This is a genomic window from Bradyrhizobium hereditatis, assembly GCF_020329435.1.
GTDB lineage: Bacteria > Pseudomonadota > Alphaproteobacteria > Rhizobiales > Xanthobacteraceae > Bradyrhizobium > Bradyrhizobium hereditatis.
This window is the reverse complement of record NZ_JAGKJK010000002.1, coordinates 368,723-388,812: the sequence shown is the minus strand read 5'-3', so window position 1 is coordinate 388,812 and position 20,090 is coordinate 368,723. Positions and strand designations below refer to the sequence as shown.

Annotated in this window: 21 protein-coding genes; 8 read left to right on the top strand and 13 right to left on the bottom strand. The window is 61.8% G+C overall.

Annotated elements, in window-relative coordinates; all coding sequences use genetic code 11:
• Window positions 1-35 precede the first annotated feature (35 nt).
• On the top strand, window positions 36-1,619 hold the full coding sequence (locus J6524_RS07145) for a hypothetical protein (protein WP_225669666.1): 1,584 nt from the start codon (window positions 36-38) through the stop codon (window positions 1,617-1,619).
• Window positions 1,620-1,725: 106 nt separating this feature from the next.
• On the opposite strand, the gene J6524_RS07140 is transcribed toward J6524_RS07145, so the two are convergent.
• On the bottom strand, window positions 1,726-1,995 hold the full coding sequence (locus tag J6524_RS07140; RefSeq protein ID WP_225669665.1) for a hypothetical protein: 270 nt from the start codon (window positions 1,993-1,995) through the stop codon (window positions 1,726-1,728).
• A gap of 674 nt (window positions 1,996-2,669) precedes the next feature.
• Here J6524_RS07140 and J6524_RS07135 point away from each other — a divergent pair.
• Entirely contained in the window at window positions 2,670-3,770 is a 1,101-nt protein-coding gene (locus tag J6524_RS07135; protein ID WP_225669664.1) for a DUF2336 domain-containing protein, read from the top strand.
• 47 nt (window positions 3,771-3,817) lie between these two features.
• On the opposite strand, the gene J6524_RS07130 is transcribed toward J6524_RS07135, so the two are convergent.
• Together J6524_RS07130 and J6524_RS07125 are read right to left on the bottom strand one after the other, a co-directional pair.
• Window positions 3,818-4,882 carry a glycosyltransferase family 4 protein gene (locus J6524_RS07130; protein ID WP_225669663.1) on the bottom strand — a complete coding sequence of 355 codons (1,065 nt, stop codon included), beginning with the start codon at window positions 4,880-4,882 and terminating at the stop codon, window positions 3,818-3,820.
• Window positions 4,883-4,927: 45 nt separating this feature from the next.
• Complete coding sequence (locus tag J6524_RS07125) at window positions 4,928-6,169, bottom strand: glycosyltransferase (protein WP_225669662.1); 1,242 nt, start codon at window positions 6,167-6,169, stop codon at window positions 4,928-4,930.
• Window positions 6,170-6,456: 287 nt separating this feature from the next.
• On the opposite strand from J6524_RS07125, the gene J6524_RS07120 reads away from it, so the two are divergent.
• Window positions 6,457-6,879 carry a DUF5413 family protein gene (locus tag J6524_RS07120; protein ID WP_225669661.1) on the top strand — a complete coding sequence of 141 codons (423 nt, stop codon included), beginning with the start codon at window positions 6,457-6,459 and terminating at the stop codon, window positions 6,877-6,879.
• 513 nt (window positions 6,880-7,392) lie between these two features.
• On the opposite strand, the gene J6524_RS07115 is transcribed toward J6524_RS07120, so the two are convergent.
• Together J6524_RS07115 and J6524_RS07110 are read right to left on the bottom strand one after the other, a co-directional pair.
• Entirely contained in the window at window positions 7,393-7,923 is a 531-nt protein-coding gene (locus J6524_RS07115) for a universal stress protein (RefSeq protein ID WP_225669660.1), read from the bottom strand.
• An 18-nt stretch (window positions 7,924-7,941) separates the two neighbouring features.
• Window positions 7,942-9,213, bottom strand: a complete 1,272-nt coding sequence (locus tag J6524_RS07110) for a putative Na+/H+ antiporter (RefSeq protein WP_225669659.1) — start codon at window positions 9,211-9,213, stop codon at window positions 7,942-7,944.
• Window positions 9,214-9,363: 150 nt separating this feature from the next.
• On the opposite strand from J6524_RS07110, the gene J6524_RS07105 reads away from it, so the two are divergent.
• The gene (locus tag J6524_RS07105; protein WP_225669658.1) at window positions 9,364-11,007 is read left to right on the top strand and encodes an MASE1 domain-containing protein; all 1,644 of its coding nucleotides are present in this window, start codon (window positions 9,364-9,366) and stop codon (window positions 11,005-11,007) included.
• On the top strand, window positions 11,004-11,606 hold the full coding sequence (locus tag J6524_RS07100) for a response regulator transcription factor (protein ID WP_225669657.1): 603 nt from the start codon (window positions 11,004-11,006) through the stop codon (window positions 11,604-11,606). Before J6524_RS07105 ends, J6524_RS07100 begins: the two co-directional genes overlap by 4 nt.
• A gap of 21 nt (window positions 11,607-11,627) precedes the next feature.
• Here the strand turns inward: J6524_RS07100 and J6524_RS07095 are convergent, their stop codons facing one another.
• The gene (locus J6524_RS07095) at window positions 11,628-11,945 is read right to left on the bottom strand and encodes a DUF6719 family protein (protein ID WP_225669656.1); all 318 of its coding nucleotides are present in this window, start codon (window positions 11,943-11,945) and stop codon (window positions 11,628-11,630) included.
• Between the two features lie 193 nt (window positions 11,946-12,138).
• On the opposite strand from J6524_RS07095, the gene J6524_RS07090 reads away from it, so the two are divergent.
• Entirely contained in the window at window positions 12,139-12,678 is a 540-nt protein-coding gene (locus tag J6524_RS07090; RefSeq protein ID WP_225669655.1) for a DUF4112 domain-containing protein, read from the top strand.
• A 65-nt stretch (window positions 12,679-12,743) separates the two neighbouring features.
• Here the strand turns inward: J6524_RS07090 and J6524_RS07085 are convergent, their stop codons facing one another.
• From J6524_RS07085 to J6524_RS07060, 6 genes are all read right to left on the bottom strand, one after another.
• Complete coding sequence (locus tag J6524_RS07085; protein WP_225669654.1) at window positions 12,744-13,028, bottom strand: hypothetical protein; 285 nt, start codon at window positions 13,026-13,028, stop codon at window positions 12,744-12,746.
• A gap of 225 nt (window positions 13,029-13,253) precedes the next feature.
• On the bottom strand, window positions 13,254-13,418 hold the full coding sequence (locus J6524_RS07080; protein ID WP_225669653.1) for a DUF3309 family protein: 165 nt from the start codon (window positions 13,416-13,418) through the stop codon (window positions 13,254-13,256).
• A gap of 261 nt (window positions 13,419-13,679) precedes the next feature.
• On the bottom strand, window positions 13,680-14,054 hold the full coding sequence (locus tag J6524_RS07075; RefSeq protein WP_225669652.1) for a hypothetical protein: 375 nt from the start codon (window positions 14,052-14,054) through the stop codon (window positions 13,680-13,682).
• A gap of 120 nt (window positions 14,055-14,174) precedes the next feature.
• On the bottom strand, window positions 14,175-14,585 hold the full coding sequence (msrB, locus tag J6524_RS07070) for a peptide-methionine (R)-S-oxide reductase MsrB (RefSeq protein ID WP_225669651.1): 411 nt from the start codon (window positions 14,583-14,585) through the stop codon (window positions 14,175-14,177).
• A 22-nt stretch (window positions 14,586-14,607) separates the two neighbouring features.
• The gene (gene msrA / locus J6524_RS07065; RefSeq protein WP_225669650.1) at window positions 14,608-15,327 is read right to left on the bottom strand and encodes a peptide-methionine (S)-S-oxide reductase MsrA; all 720 of its coding nucleotides are present in this window, start codon (window positions 15,325-15,327) and stop codon (window positions 14,608-14,610) included.
• Window positions 15,328-15,860: 533 nt separating this feature from the next.
• The gene (locus tag J6524_RS07060) at window positions 15,861-16,976 is read right to left on the bottom strand and encodes an ATP-dependent DNA helicase (protein WP_225669649.1); all 1,116 of its coding nucleotides are present in this window, start codon (window positions 16,974-16,976) and stop codon (window positions 15,861-15,863) included.
• 186 nt (window positions 16,977-17,162) lie between these two features.
• Between J6524_RS07060 and J6524_RS07055 the strand changes: the two genes are divergently transcribed.
• The gene (locus J6524_RS07055; protein ID WP_225669648.1) at window positions 17,163-18,371 is read left to right on the top strand and encodes an LLM class flavin-dependent oxidoreductase; all 1,209 of its coding nucleotides are present in this window, start codon (window positions 17,163-17,165) and stop codon (window positions 18,369-18,371) included.
• Window positions 18,372-18,438: 67 nt separating this feature from the next.
• Window positions 18,439-18,618, top strand: a complete 180-nt coding sequence (locus J6524_RS07050; RefSeq protein ID WP_225669647.1) for a hypothetical protein — start codon at window positions 18,439-18,441, stop codon at window positions 18,616-18,618.
• A gap of 79 nt (window positions 18,619-18,697) precedes the next feature.
• Here the strand turns inward: J6524_RS07050 and flbD are convergent, their stop codons facing one another.
• Complete coding sequence (gene flbD, locus J6524_RS07045) at window positions 18,698-20,080, bottom strand: sigma-54-dependent transcriptional regulator FlbD (RefSeq protein ID WP_225669646.1); 1,383 nt, start codon at window positions 20,078-20,080, stop codon at window positions 18,698-18,700.
• Window positions 20,081-20,090: the final 10 nt, after the last annotated feature.

Sequence of the window (20,090 nt, the reverse complement as noted above, 5' to 3'; positions counted from 1 at the left end):
GGATGTTACGGCCGGGCCAGCAGTATTGAAGAGAAATGGCTGATTATTACCCGCTGATCGCACGCGCTATCGCCGGCCTGGACCCCAATGCTCCAGGCGAGAGCCGTCGCGCGCTCTATGAGCGGGCCCGCACGGCGCTGATCGCGCAGTTGCGCAGCGTTCAGCCGCCGCTTTCCGAATCGGAGATCACCCGCGAGCGGCTGTCGCTGGAAGAGGCCGTGCGCAAGGTGGAATCGGAAGCGGCCCAGCGCGCCCGCGAGGCATCGCGGCCGGGCGGCGCTCCGCGCGGTTCGGGCGATGCCTTCCGCCGCGCCAATGCCCGTCCGCCGGAGGGACCATCCTCTTCCGCGCCGCCGCCGCCGGGCGCGCCGCGCCCGCGTCCTCCGCAAGGCCCCGCGCGCGAGGGCCGTCCGCCGCTTGGCCAGGAAGAGCCGCGTCCGCCACGCAACCTGCGCGCCGATGCGCCGCCGCCGATTCCGATGCAGCAGGATGCCGGCCCGCCGCCGCCACTCCCGCGTGGGGGTGGCCCGCGCCGCGGTCCCGATAATGGCGGTCAGCCGCCGCAGCCGCCGGGCGTGCGCGGCTTCCGCGACATCGCCGCCGACGCCGACGACCTCGGCCGCGCCGCCGCGCAGGCCAATCGCAATGCGCGAAAGACCTATGCCAACGTGCCGTCGCCCTCGCCGGAATTCGACCGGCTCGAGCCGAGCATGGAAAATCGCGGCGCCGATCCCGAGGCGCCCTATTCGTATGACGAGTCGCAGGCGGAGGCCGACCGCTACGCGCCGCCGCCGCTGCGCGACCGCCCGCGGCTTTCGCAGGACCGGGATCGCGAGCCCCCGACGAAGCGCGTCCGCACCGGCGCCGCATTTCCGTTCAAGAGCGCCATCGCGGTCGGCATCGTCCTCATTCTGGTCGGCGCCGGCATCCTGTGGGGCAAGCAGGTGGTTACGGCTGTCAGCGGCCTGTTCAAATCCTCCCCCGTTGTGGAAGCGCCGAAGGATCCGGCCGCTCCGCAGTCGCGCCCGAAGATTCCCGATCGCGTCGGCCAGCCCTCGCCCGGCGAGAACGTCGCGCCGGTGGCGCAGCGCGTGGTGCTCTATGACGAGGATCCGTCCGATCCCAAGGGCAAGCAATATGTCGGCTCGGTGATCTGGCGCACCGAACCGATCAAGGCGAGCGGCAACCAGAAGCCTGATATCGCCGTGCGCGCCGACATCGAGATTCCCGACCGCAAGTTCAAGATGACGATGTCGTTCCGCCGCAATACCGATTCGTCGCTGCCGGCGAGCCACACCGCGGAATTGACCTTCATCCTGCCGCAGGATTTCTCCGGCGGCGGCGTCGGCAACGTGCCGGGCATCTTGATGAAGTCCAACGAGCAGGCGCGCGGTACTCCGCTGGCCGGCCTCGCGGTGAAAGTCACGGATGGATTTTTCCTCGTCGGCCTCTCCAACGTCGATTCCGACCGCTCGCGCAATCTGCAGCTCCTGAAAGAGCGCTCCTGGTTCGACGTGCCGCTGGTCTACGTCAACCAACGCCGCGCCATCATCGCGATCGAAAAGGGCTCCCCGGGCGAGCGGGCGTTCAACGACGCATTCGTGGCGTGGGGCGAGTAGCCCGCCGCGCAGCATAAGGGCGTCGAACACTCTCTGACAAGAAACGGCCTCAGCATCGCTCATCCCGATGCTGAGGCCGTTCTGCGTTCGTCGTTGAGCGGATCCGTCAGTCGGAGGCGGCAGCGCGTCTCCGTGCGGCGCCTTCGCGATCCATCACGGCGCGGCAGCCCGGGCTGACATGCGCGCGGTTCCTGGCCATGCAGGCGGTGATTCGCGGGATGTTGGGAACTTCATGGCCGCAGAGCCGCATGGCATCGCCGGTGCACATCTGCTGCGCCTCCGACGAGAAGGCGAGGCTCGGGCTTGCGGAAAGCGCCGTCGCGGCGGCGGCGATGGCGAAGAGCAGCGCGATCTTGCTTGCATGACAGGAAGTCATTGACCTGTTCCCCAAAAGGTTGTGTGCGGCGCTGGCCGCTGTTCATTGGGGGCGCTGCAGGCGGTTTGCATTGCCGCACGCGTCATCCATCACGCGGGATGTTACCCGGTGTGGTTGCTCGATTTCTGTCGATGTCCGAATCGAAAGTGCTGCGCCGCCCCGCACGAATTATGCGCCAATCCATTGAAGCTGCAATGCTCACATCAATACTTCTCTGGACTGTTGCGGGCGCGCCACGAATTTACGTGCAACCGCGCGGTGAGTCTTGCTACGCCGCAACGTCATCGGCAGACGCGCTGCTCAAGGCCCGGCGTCGTTAACGACTGCGACGGGGCGAGGCTCCTCGCAGCTGATATCGCTTGGCCGGCCGCCCGGATGGCCGGCCGCGCTGCTGCTCCCGCAAAACCCCGTATAAATGCGGAAAATCCGGGTGCCGGAACAACCACCCGTTAGGGAAGCTTGAGTACGATCGGGCGCTATTGCTCGCGCGGTTTTCATTGCTTTTGTCGGAGTGAAAAGGCTGCCGAAACCGGCCTTTCGAGTGGCGCTCACATGTTTAATCCTACCGCTGCTGCCGATGGATCCACTGACGTGCCGGCCATCCGCGCGATGGCATGGCCGCTGTCGGCGGCGTTGCGACGAACCGGAAGCCTCCGCTCGGAGGTGGCATAGCCATGCCTGCCGCATCGTCTGAACTGCGCAAGGAGCTGAACGGCGCCGAAAAGGGCGGGCCCGAGCACGATGCCCAGGTGTTCGGGGAGGTGACGGACCTGTTCCTGTCCAACGTGGACCGGCTCAGCGAATCCCAGATCGCCGCCGTCGACGCCGTTCTCGCTAAATTGATCGAGCGGGTGGCAGCCGCAAGCTTGGTCGAGCTCAGCGAAGAGTTGTCCACGATCGAGCAAGCGCCGCGCCAGACCGTCCGCAACCTCGCTTTTCATAACGACGTTGCAGTCGCCGGGCCTGTCCTGAGGCACTCCGTCTGCCTGTCGGAAAAGGATCTGCTTGAAATCGCCCGCAGCCGCAGCCAGCAGCATCTGCTCGCGATCTCCGACCGCAAGGCGCTGAACGAAGCGCTGACGGATGCGCTGATGAGATTTGGTGACGTCAGTGTCTCGAACGCGCTCGCCCGGAATGCCGGCGCGCGCTTCTCCGAATGCGGCTACGCCACGCTGGTCGGCCGGGCGGAGCGCGACGAAGCCCTTGCCGAGAAGCTCGGCCTTCGCCTGGACATTCCCGGCAACCTGCTGCGCGAGCTCATCGGCAAGGTCGCCGACGTGGTTCGCGCCAAGTTCCTGACCGCGTCGCGGCCGGTCGCGCGGAAGAAGATTCAGGGCTCCGCAGCCGCCGCACCGGCCGCGCCCCGGAAGAAGATCGACTATACAAAGGCGCACAACGAGGTCGTTGCGCTCAATCGCACCGGCAAGCTCAACGACATGACCGTCAACCGGTTCGCGGTGCGGGGTGAATACGACCTCGTGGTCGCTGCCCTTGCCCTGAAGGCCGACGTCAAGGTCGAGGCGATCGAGCCCTTCCTCGAACCCGAGCGGGTGTATGGGCTGATCGTCGCCTGCAAGGCGGCGCGGCTGAGCTGGTCGACGACGACGATGATCGTTCGCAACCGCCCGGATTGCCCGCCATCCACGGACCGCGAGCTCGAACAATGCGTCGCGATCTATGAATCGCTGCTGCTGTCGGTCGCGCAATGGACTATCAGGTTCGGCTCCGACCGGATTCTCGGAAAGAAGAGCGAGCCTATCGCGGCTAGAAAGTAAGCGGGATCTCACGCCACGGCAGCCCTCCAACTTCGATATGTGATTGATTACGGCGCCAACGCCGCTTCCGGCGCGGACGGCCTCGCTCGCGTCGACGCCAGCGTCATATAGTGGTGGAGATACTCTTCCGCCATCCGTCTTGCGGTAAACCTCTTCTCGAAATGCGCGCGCACTTGCCTGCGATCAAGCTCGGGAAGTCTTTTGATCGCCTCGATGGCTTCGGCCTCGTCCCTGACGACGAAGCCGGTAATCCCGTCGTCGATCACCTCAGGCACCGAACCTGATTTGAAGGCGATGACGGGCGTGCCGCAGGCCATGGCCTCGATCATGACGAGGCCGAACGGCTCCGGCCAGTCGATCGGAAACAACAGCGCCGCGGCATCAGCCAGAAACTGCCGCTTCGCGTCGTCATTGACTTCGCCGGTGAGCTGAACCTCTTCGCCGTCGATCTGCGGCTCGAGCTGTTCCTTGAAGTAGCCTCGATCGCCGCGCGGCACTTTTGCGGCGATACGAAGCGGCATCTTGGCGGCGCGCGCGATCCGGATCGCGGCTTCCGGTCCCTTCTCCGCCGTCAGCCGGCCAAGGAAGGCGAGGTAGGTGCCGGTCTCGAAAGATGGGCCGAACAGGTCGGCCGGCAGGCCATGATAGATGGTGCCGATCCACCTTGCCTCGCTCAAGGGCGTGCGCTGATTGTCCGATATCGAGACGAACGGTGCGTCGGGAAAGCGGCTGATAACGTCCGGAAAACCCGGCAGGTCCATGCGCCCATGGCAGGTGGTCAGAAAGGGCACCCCGAGCCGGCTGAACAGCGGCAGGTGCAGCCAGTCGATATGTGCGTGAATGACGTCGAACTCGCTTGCGTGCCGGGCCACGGCCTCAAGCAGCGCCGCCTGCGCCACCATCGGATCCGTTCGCGGGCGGCCGAGGCGAAGCGCCCTTGGCCAGGCGGCGTGGAGCTTGGCTGATGTCTTCGAATCCCCGCTGGCAAACAGCGTCACGTCATGCCCGAGGCTCACCAGCTCATCGATCAGCCACGCCACCACGCGCTCGGTGCCGCCGTAAAGCTTGGGCGGAACGCTTTCGGCGAGCGGCGCCATCTGGGCAATTCGCATCAGCGTGCACCCCTTAAGATGCCCCGAGGTTGTCGAATCTCCCCTTCAAGTCACCGGTCGCTCGTATCTGGCGAGCAGGTCGAGCCAGTCCTCTAACAGCCGGCTCATCAGAAAGTTCTGTCGGACACTTTCCTTGGCGCGCGAGCCGATCTGCTTCCGCAGCTCGGGCTCCTTCAGGAGCTGAACCATCCTTGCCGCCGCCTGATCGGGCGTGCTCACCAGAAAGCCGTTCCAGCCGTCCTTGATCTGATGTTTGATCCCCCCGACCTCGCCGCCAATGACGGCGGCGCCTTTCCACATTGCCTCGGTGACGGTGAGACCGAAACCTTCGCGGAGCGACTTCTGCAGGACCACGGCGGCAGAGCGCTGCAGCGCGTTCACCAGCGTTGGATCATCGACGGAAAGAACGATGATCCCCTCATCGGCAGTCTCCCTGATCTCCTCGAGGATCAACTCGCCTTCCGGATCGTCGGATGCGTTGTTGCCGACGAGCACGAGCGTACAATCCACTTGCTCCCTTGCCTTGCGGAAGGCCTCGATGACGCCCGTCGGGTCTTTCCACCGGTCGAACCTGGAAATCTGCGTCACCAGCGGAAGATCGGTTGGAATCTTGTAATTGCCCAGGAATTCACGGATCTCGCGGTCGGACAGCTCCCGGTTCTTCGCCGAGAATGGATCGATCGCGGGCGTGACAAAGTGCTGGTCAATTCCGAGATCCTGGCCGTATTCGGGGAGCGAGAAGACCGATGCGTTATACTGCTCGATGAACTTGCGCAGATAGGCCCACACCGGGGCGTATGGCGACGACAGATCGATGTGGCATTGCCAGAGCCACGGCATCTCGCGGTCGGAAAAATGCGTGATCAGCGGCAGCGGCTGCGGATCATGCACAATGACGGCGTCGCAGTCATCAAGATGAAGCCGCGTGGCGTTTTCGAACACCACCTCTTCGTAGATCGTCTTCTCGGCGTCGGAAAACTCAAAACTCTCGCCCTGCAGCGTATTGTGCAGCTTCTTGGTGCAGCCAAAGAAACCCGGCGTGCCCTGGATCAGATGCCAGTCGGTTTCGATGCCGCTCGCGTTCATCATCAGCGTAAGCGGTGTGAGCAGTTCGGTGACGCCTCCGCCGTAGAACGTCGAACTGATATGGGCGACGCGCATCGTGCGAACCCGGTCGGCCTTCGTCGCGATGCGCTCGACCGCGGCGGTACCGATCAGCGGCTCGTACTGCTCGAGCGTATGAAGCCCGAGGGTGGAACGTTGAACGGCAGGAGCAAGCATGGACATCGAGGGTAGCCTTCCGGGTTCTCGCATTGCGGCAATGTCGCTTCCCATGGCCGTCGAGCGCTGGGGGGCATGCCGCTTTTTCCCATCACCGATAAGTCCGAAAGCGTGCGAAAGTTGCCTTGGCCTTACGTCTGAGACGACCTGCTTAACCTTGCTGAACGTCCGTTCATTGACCTGCCGCGCCCGATGCGCTTGCCGCAATTGTCGCGCTGCGGGGAGGCCGCCGGGCAAATTTACTTGGCTCTGGCGGTGCTATATTGGAATGTCCAGCGCCAGGAGGCAGTTCCATGAAACGCTATCTGATCTTTGGAGCGATCGGCCCGTTCGTCGGCGGATTCCTGATGCTGTTTGCGACCACGCTGACCTCTGGCTACTGGATCGACACCAACTGGACGGAGATCGGGAAATTCCTCGGCGCGTTCTTCAAGACGCTGCAGTACAGTTACCTGTTCGGCATCGTGCCGGCGTTGATGGTCGGCGCCATCGACGACATTCTCTATCACGTCAAGCGCATTGCGCCCGTGGTGCGGCTGCTGATCGTGGCCGCCATCGGCTTTGTCGCCGCCTCGTTGCTGTATGGCTCGCGCGGGCCGGATACGGGTGTGCTGCAGTTCGTGCTTTACGGCGCTGTCGGCATGGTGCCGGCGATGCTGTCGTCGTGGCTGGCGCACAAATATGCGGACGAGCCACAGACGGTGCATTCGACGTGATTGTCCGCGGGCACGCTGCTCGCATTTCTCCTGGGCCTGCTTGTCGGCCGGAACTATAAATGACCGCGGCGTCAGGAATTTCCTGACCGATGCCCGCTGATATGATGCTTGGCAGAACAATAACGAGCTGATCCGATCTGGAAATTCAACGTAAGGGAGCGCGTCGGGTTGTCCGTTATTGCCGGCAAGAAGATATGCGCGCAGCTGTGATGTTGGGGAGCAGGCTTTCCCCGGGTTCAAGCCGGCCGAAGGAGGGCGTCTGGCTTCTTGCAGCTCTCGTTCTCACGGCGGCCATAACCGCAAAAAAGCTCGCCGAACGACTCGATGGCAGCCATTCAAAGTCCGTGAGTTCATGCCGCAAGATTTGAGGAGATTTGAGGCTCCGGCTCCGGTGCTTGAATCGGCCGATGCCTTCCACCGGCCAATCGGACAATCGAATTTCCGAGATTTGTCCCTACCCCGCACGATGCGGAGATGCCGGTGAGGCGAGCTCGGCTCGATGCGGTCTTCACCCTACTTCACCACCACGATAGACGCAGGCGCTAGCGCGATCAGGCGCAACGCCAGATCCGCGCGTAGCCAAGCGCGCATCGTATCGGGCATCCAGCTATCGAGAGCCTTCGAAGGCTGCGCGCCAACTAAGATCACATTACAAGCATTCTCAGCCGCACAGCGCAGTATCGTCGTAACCGGATCACCTATTTCAGCCTTGGACGAGCAAAGAATGCCGGCTTTCTCAAGTCGACTGGTGACACTGTTCAGGATCGGAAGAGCAAGTTCGTTGATTAGCCGATCATCGATCTCATCCTTCTTGAAGTTTTGGTAACCGCGCAGTCGTGCATCGAGCCGTTTACTTTGCACGTTGAGGACTACAGCCTCCGTTGCGGCTCGGCCTTCGCTGAACGCGGTAATGAAATCCACAATGCGATTCGTTGACTCGGTGCCGTCAACGACCGCGAGAAGACGCAAGAGCTTCGCTGCGCGTACGCGAGCAGCAGACTGTGAGTTGCTGAATGTCGGTGCTCCGTTGCCAAGCGCTGTCATGGCTTCTATCCTCCAGACTCACGGCAGCAGCTGGAAGGCCGCAGCGGCGACGAGGGTTGGAATGAGCGCGGCGACGGCGAGGCCAGCCGCGCTTATCGTGCCGTCTTCAAAGCTGCCTTTGAGAATCGCGTAGCCCGCCGGGTTCGGTGCGTTGGCGATGACAGTCAGGCCACCTCCCGTCACTGCTCCTGCAACGAGGGAGTATTTGAACTCATCAGAAACGCCATCGACCAGAGAGCCGAGATAAGTCAGGGCGGCGTTGTCAGTGATCGCCGTAAGCAGTGTTGCACCCGTGAACAGGGCCGTTGGTCCCAAGTCGCTCAGAAGCGGCTCGAGCCACCACTTCTGCTGGCCGCCAATTACAACGAGTCCTGCAAGAAAGAACGCGACCAGAAGACCTTCGCGAAGAATGAGTGGTGACTGAAAGCGCTTGTAAGCTTCGGCAAAGCCCAGGAAGAACATGAACAGCGCCAGAAAGACGATCGGATGATGACTGAAGACGACCACTGCCGCCAAGAAAACCAAGTGCACTCCAGCAATCCAGGCAGGAACATCCAGCACCGCAAGCGATGCCGGCTCCTTCGGAAGGGAGCGCAGGAAATGGCGGAACACGATGGTGATGCCAGCACCGTTGATGACGACCGCAAGCGCAGCCTTCCATCCGAACGTTTGCAGCATGAATGGAAGGTCGAAGTTCCAGCGTTCGGCCACCATCAGGACCGGCGGAGCAGCGTATGGCGTCAATGTTCCGCCTATCGAGACGTTCACGAACAGGACACCGATGGTTGCGTACTTGAATTTGTTTGGTGCCTTCCCGTCGAAATAGCGGTCCTTCAGAAGCAAGGCAGTCAGCGTCATTGCCGCTGGCTCGGTAATGAATGAACCCAACAATGGCCCAATTGAAAGGAGCGTAAAGTAATACGCTGAAGGAGCAGACACCGGGATGAGAAATGATACAAATCGTAGCAGCGCGGCTGCCGCGTCGATCACAGGCCGGCTCGCAGCAATGACCATGATGACAAAGACAAACGCCGGTTCAGTGAAGTTGCGGCTTTCCAGGTAGGCAAGCGCACCACTAGTGCCGACCTTGATTGCCATGAAGGCGATGAGAACTGCCGCCCAGAAGCCGAACACGACTTCGACTTCCGCGAGAAGGTGCCAGACCCCAGCGTGACGAGGTTGTGCGTGGGCCAGCCGTTCTATGGAACGTGTCGAAAAGGTGTGAACCACCGCAAGCGCAAAGATTGCTGCCGCAGCCACAGCGAGCCCATCAGGCGCGATGTCCGGCACGGTTCGCTTCCCTACGTTACACCTCGAGTAAGGTTGTCCGCCGCTGCGTCGCGAGCAATTGAGAGCAAAACCTCTCGGTACTCCCCCAGGGGGTCTTTCCTAGAGTAGAACTACGGATGCCGGGGCCTTTGCCAGAAGGAGTATGAGGAGATGCAGCTGCCGCGGCTGGAGGAAGTCGGCTCCGGGACGCAACTGGTGCATCGAATGTCGCGCTCATACCTTGCGGTCGGACTTGCTTATGTCGCCAGCTACGTCGTGCTGGATAAGCTGAGCTATATTCATCCGTTTGCGGTATTTGGCATTACACCCTGGAACCCGCAGACTGGATTGAGCTTCGCGCTAATTCTGTTGTTCGGCCGTCGATATCTGCCGTGGCTCTTCGCTGCGCAGTTGGTCGCAGACCTGTTCGTGCGCCGTCTGCCACTTCCTCCCACGGCCGAGTTTCCCATCGTGCTTATTACCGGGCTCGGTTACGGCACCGCCGCTCTGCTACTGACATCGCCCCGCATAAAGTTCGATCTCACCCTCTCGTCCCGTGGTGCCATGCTGTGGCTCATAGGGGTTGCTGTAGCCAGCATCGTGCTCGTTTCGGTTGGCTATGTCCTGATACTTCTACTGCATGGTTTTGTTGCGAAGGACGATCTGGGCCAAGTCTTCGTCCGGGCATTCGTTGGCGACCTGATCGGCGTGATGGTGTTCACTCCCTTCTTATTGATTGCATTTACGCGCAGGCAGTTTCCAGCGCCCTCCTGGGAAATGGGCGCACTCATGCTGATCACCCTCGCTGCCCTATGGGGCATTTTGAGCCTGAGTCAGCCTTATCGCTTTCAGCTCTTCTACGTATTATTTCTGCCAATCGTCTGGATCGCAGTGCGGTTCGGTCTTCCGGGCGCGACCGCAGGGCTGGTCATCACGCAGATCGGCCTTATCACGTCGATTGAGCTGACGGACCAAAGTACTAGCGACGTTGTCGCGTACCAAGCACTGATGGTGATTTTGGCTATGACCGGTCTCGCCGTCGGAGTTCTCGTTACCGAACAACGGCAGACACAGAATCAACTTCGCTTGCATCAGGATGCGCTTCACCGCGCGTCGCGCGTTGCAACGATGGGGGAGTTCGCGGCCACCGTCGCTCACGAGATTACCCAGCCGCTGACCGCCATTGGCAACTATGCGCGACTCGCCAAACTTGCGGTCGCGCGTAACCCGCCTGACCTGGAAGCAGTAGCAAAAGCCAGCGGGGAGGCGATTGCCCAGGTCGAACGCGCAGGTGAGGTCGTCAACCGTCTGAGGGACTTCATCAGCGTTGGACGGGTCGAAGCACAATCGGCGACCGTCAGCACGCTTATCGATGAAGCGCTGTCAATCTTCCGGCCCGAATTGGATCGCCGTGGTATCGTTTGTGCGAAGCAGCTCGAGCGTGACCTTCCTCCGGTGGTCGCTGACGCGTTACAGATCGAACAGGTGATTTTGAATCTCGTTCGTAACTCGGTGGAGGCCCTGACGAATGCGGGCCGCAATGACGGCAGGATTGTCATTGAAGCTGCGATGCGGTCTGAGAAAGTGATTACTATTAGCGTGATCGACAATGGCCCGGGACTAGATCCCGATCTTGCAATGCAGCCGATCACGGCGTTTGCGACGACGAAACGCGACGGTTTGGGATTGGGGCTGTCGCTTTCGCGTTCGATTATCGAAGCACACGGTGGACAGTTGCACATCGAAGGCACTTCGAGCGGCGTCTGCGCGTCTTTTACGCTACCGATTGATCAAGACCGGAGCGCCAGCTCATGACGATCGCACTGATCGAGGACGATGAGGCCATATTGCGTTCCCTGAGTATGCTGCTGGAAAGTCGCGGCATCCCTGTGAGCCCTTATGCCTCGGCCGAGAGCTTTTTGGCGGCAAGCGTCACGCCATCGCCGCAATGCGTCGTTTCCGATGTCCGCATGCCGGGAATGTCCGGCATAGAGCTGCAGCAGGAACTGAAGAAACGCGGCTCGGCGGTACCGGTTATTCTGATCACAGGTCACGGCGATATCGCGATGGCCGTGCAGGCGATCAAGCAGGGCGCTTTTGATTTCATAGAGAAGCCGTTTAACGACGAACGGCTGATTGAAAGCATTTCACAGGCAATCGAAAGCGGCCATCGCCGGAGCGTCGAGCAGAGCGAACGAGCGTTGCTCAAAGCCCGCGTCGCCGAACTTTCGCCGCGCCAGATCGAAGTTATGCAACTGGTGGCCGACGGCTTTTCGAACAAGGAAATTGCGCACAAACTCAATCTTAGTCCCCGTACGGTCGAAAATTATCGGGCGTGGATGATGGAAAAAATGGCCGCAAAGAATCTTGCCGATCTTGTTCGCAAGGTGATTGCCCTGGGATCTGAGGAATAGCGTTTGATAGATTGATATCGGCTATCTGGCGGCACCTGGGCGCGGCACGGCTTGCAGATCACTCATCGGCACGCAGCTTTTCTTCCGGCGTTGATTCTTGGGTGCACCTTGCACCCTCAGGACCTTGCCTGCTGAACACGAGCCGTCGTTGACATAGATGGTCGAGTAGGGGTCCATCATCAGCGGTTCGTAAAAGTATATTTTCTGGGCGAATGACGGCTGCGCCGTAAACAAAGCCAGAAGCGTGACGACGCCGGCTGCGGTACGCCACCTGCCGGGGCTCGATATGGTCGCAGTCACTTCATCGATCCCTTTGAAGCGGGCGCGTCTCAGCAGCAACGTGAAGACCTCGCGATTTGCTGTGGATGATATCTGTCACGGGGCCAGTGAGTGAACCGATAAGCCGCAGTTGATCGCCTTTCGCAGATTAAATGACGAACTCCCGGAAAGATTGCCGACAGTTAATCCCCGGCTCGCCGACAAGGTGAGACCGCGTGACGCAACTTGCACCTCGCGTTCGCGTTACCATGTGATGACCATGTCAAACGACGATATCTATACGCCACCGCGGTCACGTAACGAGCAGTCCTCCCGGAAGCGCGCGCCCGGCCGTGGACCCGTTATCGACCAGGAGGGACGCGAACTCCCCGAACCTGATCTGCACACCCGGTTCGTGGGTCTGCGGTTCGACTTCGGCCACTCCGCCGCCAATCCGTTCGGCGAGCTGACGCGCGAGCAGCGGCTGGCGCGGCTCGATGCCATCGCAAAACTTCTGGACGTCGCGTTCATCGTGCCCGGCACCAATTTCCGTTACGGGATCGACGGGCTGATCGGGCTGATCCCCGTGGTCGGCGACATCATCACGACGGCGATTTCGCTGTGGCTGGTGCGCGAGGCGCGCGCGCTCGGCGCGCCCTGGCACATCACGGCGCGGATGCTCGCTAATGTCGCGGTTGACGGCGCGATCGGCCTGGTGCCGGTGGCGGGCGACGCCTTCGACGTCATGTTCCGCGCCAACGTCCGCAACGTGCGCATGCTCAAACGCTGGCTCGATCGGCAGCCGCGCCAATAGGAAACTTAAGAAAAAACGCCCCCGGATGAAGTCCGGAGGCGTGCTGTTTGCAACGTAAAAGCCTTTTAGGCCGCGTCGGCCTTGTCGTCGCTGCTGGCGGCCGGGCGCTTGCGGCGCGGCAGCGGGAAGGCGTCGCTCTCATAGAGCGAGCGGATGCCGCTCTGGTCGAAGCGGGCTTCCTCGACCTGCAGATAGGCGCCATTCAGCGAGTCCGCCGGCAGTTCCTCGATCGCGAAGCGAACCGCTTCCGCCGCGGTGCCGAAACGCCGATAGGCAAACCCGGCGCGCTTCTTCTTGCGGATCGCGGCGGGAAACAGTTCGGCGGCGGTGTTGTAGCTGAATGGACGCATGGTCGGTGACCTCAATCTTTTTCGGCTCTTGTCTGCGAGCAATGGGGATTGGATGACGGTGGGCCACAGATGGGCGGCGCGCCGTGCACGTCATTTCAAGAGGACAATATAAGCTTATCTGACAGAAATGCGACTCCCGAGGGCGCACATCGGGGGTGATAATGAATCCACGCATGGCTGCGGGGAACCAAAATTTAATCAAGTTTTTTCAATGACTTAATTGGCTTAAATCCTGTCGAGTAACAGCAGGATCAGGAGCACGATCAAAATCACGCCGACGAGCCCCATGCCGGGATGGCCATAACCGTAGCCATAGCCGCGGATGCGGCCGGAGAGGCCGCCCAGCAGGACTATAATCAAGATAATGACGAGGATCGTGCCAAGCGTCATGACGCGCGCTCCGAAGGCCCGCAGGAAGTGAGGAAGAACGCTCCCGCGCAGGTCGGATCAAAGCACAGTCCGGGACCCGAGTCCTTGGCCGATCCGCCGGAAACGGGAGTTGTCGGCAATAGATTGCCGGAAAACCCGCATTGCGAGGAGCAAATCCGGGAAGCAATCCATGCTTCCACGCGCGGCGCTATGGATTACTTCGCGGAGCCTGTCATCGTGCGGCGTTTCGCGCCGACCCGTTGGCTCGCAATGACAGGAAACTTATTTTTTTGTCTCGTCAATCGGCAGCACCTTCAGCGGCGTCGCATAAGGCTCGACGCGTAGCGAGTCACTGGCGATCAGGCCGATCTTGTGCAGCGGCGACTGTTCGAGGTCGCCGCTCGCGGACTTCCGCACGGCGTATTGCCACACGCTCATCGAACCCTTGGCGACCAGTGCCTTGGCGACGCCGCCAGCGTTCTGGCCTTCCATCTGGGCAAGGTCGCCCTCGCTGATTCCGATCACGATCTCGTCCTTGGTGGTGACGACCTTGAACAGGGAGACCTTGTCGGCGGCAAGTGCGGGCTGGATCACAACGCTCTCCATGATGAGGGCAGCTAGCCCGAGACCGAGCAGCAGACGTTTGGAAGTGGGCATGTCGAAATTCATCCTTGTCTGCGCGCCGGGCTGGCCGGAACGCGTCCCACCACACAACAAACCCCGCGCGACCAGCCTTTGGTCGCGCGGGGTATGGAGCAGGTTCGAGCGTTACTGGAGCTATTTCGGCTGCAGCTTCAACGCTGCCGAATTGATGCAATAGCGCAGGCCGGTCGGGCCGGGGCCGTCATTGAAGACGTGGCCGAGATGGCCGTTGCATTTCGAGCACAGGACTTCGGTGCGAATCATGCCGTGGCTGAAATCGCGCTCCTCGTCAATATGGCTCTCCACGGCAGGTGAGCTGAAGCTCGGCCAGCCGCAGCCGGAGTCGAACTTGGCATCGGATTCGAACAGCGTCTGGCCGCAGCCGGCGCAGACATAGGTGCCCTTGCGGTGCTCGTGCTCATATTCGCCGGTGAAGGGACGCTCCGTTGCCTTCTCGCGCAGCACGGCATACTGCATCGGCGTCAGTTCGCGGCGCCACTCGGCCTCGCTCTTGACGACCTTGCCGGACGTTTTGGTGTCGGACATTCAGCCTCCTTAGTTCGTTGCCTTAATTCGTAGCCTTGGCCTTGCTCACCAGCGTCGGCTTCTCGATATAATTCTCCGCAAAGATCCTCTTCAGATTCTCGATCTTCGGAAGATCGTTGAAGACAATATAGGGCTGGTTCGGGTGTAGGGTCAGGTAGTCCTGGTGGTAGTCCTCCGCCGGAAAGAACGCCTGCAGTGGGCCGACCTTGGTCACGATCGGCTTCTTGTAGACCTTGGCGGCGTTGAGCTGGGCGATATAGGCCTCCGCCACCTTCTTCTGCTCGTCGTTCACGGCAAAGATCGCCGAGCGATATTGCGTGCCGACGTCGGGGCCCTGGCGGTTCAGTTGCGTCGGGTCATGCACGACGGAGAAAAAGATCTGCAGGATCTTGCCATAGCTGATCTTCTTCGGGTCGTACTTGATCTCGACGGCCTCGGCATGGCCGGTCGTGCCGGTGCCGATCATGGTGTAGTTCGCGGTCATCTTGCTGCCGCCGGAATAGCCAGAGACTGCGTTGAGCACGCCGGCGGTGTGCTGATAGACGCCTTGCACACCCCAGAAGCAGCCGCCGGCGATCACCGCGGTTTGGATGCCGTCGGCGGCCTGAACGTCGATAGCGGGAGGCGGAATAATGACGGCTTCCGAGGAGGCGCGCGCGGGGCTGATGGCGACAGCGGCAATGGCCAGCGCGCCGATGGCGGCAGCGCACAGCGATAAGCGGCTGAAATGGCGAGGGGACATGGTTTCCTCTTTCGGCAATGGTTGTGGGGCAGTCTAGAGCGTGTCAGGCGTTTCGCAATCGGCTCAATTCTTTCCGATGACCAACATACGGCGGGGGATGCGGAATGTTACGGGCGGCGTCACACGAGTTCGTGAATAAGGTTGCGCCCGCGCAAGGCCTTAAGGGCAGGGCGATCGGTCCCGCTTGACCGCTGCGGGCCTGTCTTCCCACAATGAACCGGGGATGATCAGCCTGAAGAGCCGAAGATCGAAGTTCGCAAGCTGTTCGATATCGTCCGCGACGATGTCTGGAAGGCGACCAACCGGACGCAGCAGCGGTTCACCTAAGGCTCGCTGCCCGGGCGCGAGGATTTTTACTTCGTGGCGGGGAAGTGACGCGCCAGCGTCATTGTGGGGAGGCGCGCGCTTCTCTCAACCCTCATGGCGAGGAGGCGCTTTAGCGCCGTCTCGAACCATGCGGTCCGTAGCCGCCCATACTTCGAGACGCCGCTTCGCGGCTCCTCAGGATGAGGACCTCCTTGTGGCACGACAAGTCACACCACGACACTCAGCCGCTTCGCCGCTCGCGTAATCCCCGTGTAGAGCCACCGCGCCCGGCTGTCCTGGAATGCAAAACTCTCGTCGAACAGCACGACGTCGTCCCATTGCGAGCCTTGCGATTTGTGCACAGTGAGCACGTAACCGTAGTCGAACTCGTCATAAGGCTTGCGCTGCTCCCACGGGATCGCCTCGATGCCGCCTTCGAAGCAATCATGGCGCACCGAGACCTTGGTGAGCTTGTGGCCGAACTCCTCGTCGGGCGAGAGCCGCATGGTCAGGATCTGTGATTTCGACCGCGGCTGGGTGCGCGACTTCACGCGCCACAACCCGCCGTTGAACAGGCCCTTCTTGCGATTGTTGCGCAGGCAGACCAGCTTGTCGCCGGCAACCGGCAGGGGATCCTCGATGTGCTGCTTCTGGCGGATGCGCATGTTGTAGGCGCGGCGGGTGTTGTTGCGGCCGACCAGCACCTGGTCGGCGCTCATCACGCGCTCCGGGTCAAGCTCGCTGCGCGGCACCACCTCGCTTTGGCCGTGGCGGCCGATTTCGAGCTCGCGGCCCTCGCGGATATCCATCGACATCCGCACGATCGGATCGTCCTGCGCCTGGCGATGCACTTCCGTCAGCATCGCGTCGGGTTCGCAATTGGTGAAGAAGCCACCGCCCTGGATCGGCGGCAATTGCGCGGGATCGCCGAGCACCAGCAACGGACAGTCGAACGACATCAGGTCGCGGCCGAGCTCGGCGTCGACCATCGAGCACTCGTCGATCACGATCAGTTTCGCCTTCGAGGCCGGCGCATCGTCCCAGAGCTCGAAGCTCGGCTGCTCGACGCCGGATTCCTTGGCGCGATAGATCAGCGAGTGGATGGTGGAGGCGTTGTCGCAACCCTTGTTGCGCATGACGAGCGCTGCCTTGCCGGTGAAGGCCGCATACTTCACCTCACCATCGACACCCTCGGCGATATGCCGCGCCAGCGTGGTCTTGCCGGTGCCAGCATAACCGAACAGGCGAAAGATCGGCGGCGTGCCGTTCCGGCCGGGCTTGGCCTTCAGCCAGTCGCCGACGGCTTTCAGCGCGGAGTCCTGATGCGGCGTAAAAATAGTCATGTGGTCCGGATGAAAAGAGCAGCGGGCGGAAGGCCGCGACTCAATGGAAGCGTAAAGCTAACCATTCGCGCGCTCCATGCAAGGCTGCTTCCGCGTCACGGAATTGCCGTCGCGCGGTCGAGACTGGACTTGGGGCGCGTTGGGAATACACTGATTGAAAACAACAAGCAGTCCTTGGGAGGCGTCATGAAATTCGGCATCTTTTACGAGCTGCAACTGCCGCGCCCATGGCAAGAAGGCGACGAGCTCCGGCTCTACCAGAACGCGCTGACGCAGCTCGAGACCGCCGACCGGCTCGGCTATGACTATGCCTGGGTTGTGGAACATCATTTCCTCGAGGAATATTCGCACTCGCCCGCCCCGGAATCCTTTCTCGCCGCCGCCAGCCAGCGAACCAAAAACATCCGGCTCGGCCACGGCATTTTCCAGCTCACCACCAATCACCCCGCGCGCGTCGCCGAGCGCGTCGCGGTGCTCGATCTCCTCTCCAACGGGCGCTGCGAGTTCGGCATGGGCGAGAGCGCCTCCATCACCGAGCTGACGCCGTTTGGCCGCGACATGGAAACCAAGCGCGAGGTGTTCGAGGAAGCGGTGCAGGCGATCTTCCCGATGTTCACCAAGGTCGGCACCGAGCACCATGGGAAGTATTTCGACATTCCCTTGCGCAACGTGGTGCCGAAGCCGGTGCAGAAGCCGCATCCGCCGCTGTGGATGGCGTGCTCGCAACTGCCGACCATCGAACGTGCCGGCCAGAACGGCTTTGGCGCGCTCGGCTTCCAGTTCGTCAGTGCGGAAGCGGCGCACGCCTGGGTGCACGCCTACTACAACGCGATCACCAAGCGGCTGAAGAAGCTTGCCGACTACGAAATCAATCCGAACATGGCGCTGGTGTCGTTCTTCATGTGCGCCGAAACGGATGAGGAGGCGCGCCGCCGCGCCGACGGCGCCACCTTCTTCCAGTTCGCGCTGCGCTATTACGGCCAGTCGCAGAACCGCCAGCGGCCCGATCCCGGCACCGTCAACATGTGGGACGAGTACAACAAATGGAAGCGCGACAATCCGGCGGCGCAGGAGGCGGCGCTGCGCGGCGGCCTGATCGGATCGCCGGAAACCATCCGCAAAAAGCTGCGGCGTTTCCGCACCTCGCACATCGACCAGGTGATCCTGCTCAATCAGGCCGGCAAGAATACCCACGAGCATATCTGCGAGTCGCTCGAGCTGTTCGCCAAAGAGGTCATGCCCGAGTTCCAGCACGACCCCGAGCATGACGAATGGAAGAAGGGCGTGCTGAGCGGGGCGATCCAGCTCGAGGAGATCGACACCGAGGCGTTTAGGGATCGTTACGGCAAGCTAGCGATCAACGTCGCGCCGGCGGCCAAGTTAGCGGCGGGGTAGGATTTTCCGCCGATATCACTTGGCGGACGGGCTGGCTATTTGCGGCCTGGCATTCTAGATATCCGCCATGAAGCGGATCGGAGTTTGGGTCTTTTACGCAGTCGGCGCGATAGCGGTCGCTTACCTCGCGCTGTATGCCTATGCCGTCTTCACCGGGCGCGATTTGCAGCCTGGCGATCCCATTCACATCTTCCGCAAGCCGGATGCGCCGAGTTATTCGGCTGTTTCAACGTCATTGCGAGCGTAGCGAAGCAATCCAGCTATCCGTTATGCCGTGGCATGGATTGCTTCGTCGCTTGCGCTCCTCGCAATGACGGCGGGGACTGCTAGCCCGCCGTGACAAACCGCTGGTGCTCGCCGCCCGCACCGGCTGGCGTGATCGGGATTCCGCCGTCGGCATATTCGTTGAGCTTGTTGCGCAGCGTGCGGATCGAGATGCCCAGGATATTGGCGGCGTGGGTGCGGTTGCCGAGACAGTGCTTGAGCGTCTCCAGGATCAGGTCGCGCTCGACGTCGGCGACGGTGCGGCCGACCAGCGCGCGGGTGACCTGCTCGGCGGCAAAGGTCGCATGCGCTACCGCAGGCGGGGTCTTGGCGAGATCGAGGCGATCGCCGTCGGGCGTGACGATCGCGTCGGGACCGATCTCGTCGCCCTGCGCCATCAGCACCGAACGGTGGATGGTATTTTCCAGTTCGCGAACGTTACCCTGCCAGCGGTTCGAGGTCAGCACGCGGCGCGCGTCGGCCGAGATCGGGCGCAGCGGCACGCCATTGGCTTCCGCATATTTCTTGGCGAAATGCTGCGCCAGTTCGAGGATGTCGGCCGGGCGGTCGCGCAGCGGCGGGATCTTCAGGTTGACGACGTTGAGGCGGAACAGCAGATCCTCGCGGAAGGAGCCTTCACGCACGGCGTCTGCGAGGTTGCGGTTCGAGGTAGCGATGATGCGGATGTCGACCGGGACGGGCTTGGTGCCGCCGACGCGGTCGATCACGCGCTCCTGAATCGCGCGCAAGAGTTTCGACTGCAGGCGAACGTCCATCTCCGAGATTTCGTCGAGCAGCAGCGTGCCGCCGGAGGCTTCCTCGAACTTGCCGATGCGGCGGGCGACCGCGCCGGTGAAGGCGCCCTTCTCGTGGCCGAATAATTCGGATTCCAAGAGATGCTCGGGGATCGCCGCGCAATTGATCGAAATGAACGGCCGCTTGGCGCGGTTCGAGCGGGAGTGGACATAGCGCGCCAGCACTTCCTTGCCGGTGCCGGATTCGCCGGTGATCATCACGGAAGCATCCGAGCCCGCGATCTGCTGCGCCAGCTTGATCACCTTGCCCATGGCTTCGTCGCGATAGACAAGATCGCGGGAGTCGTTGGCGACGGCGGCGAGCACCGCGGCGATCAGCTCGGGATCGGGCGGCAGCGGGATGTATTCCTTGGCGCCGGCATGGATCGCGGCCACCGCGGCGCGGGCGTCGTTCGAGATGCCGCAGGCCACGATTGGGACGTGGATGTGCTCGGCTTCCAGCCGCATCACGAGGTCACGGATGTCGAGGCCGACATCGACCAGCAGCAGGTCGGCGCCCTTGCCGCCGCGTAGCACGGCCATCGCCTGTTCGATCGCTTCGGCATGGGTCACGGACGCCCCGTTTGCCATCGCGATCTTGGTGGCGGTCGTGAGCTGGCCCTTCAATGTGCCAACGATAAGAAGCCGCATGTCTGTCTCC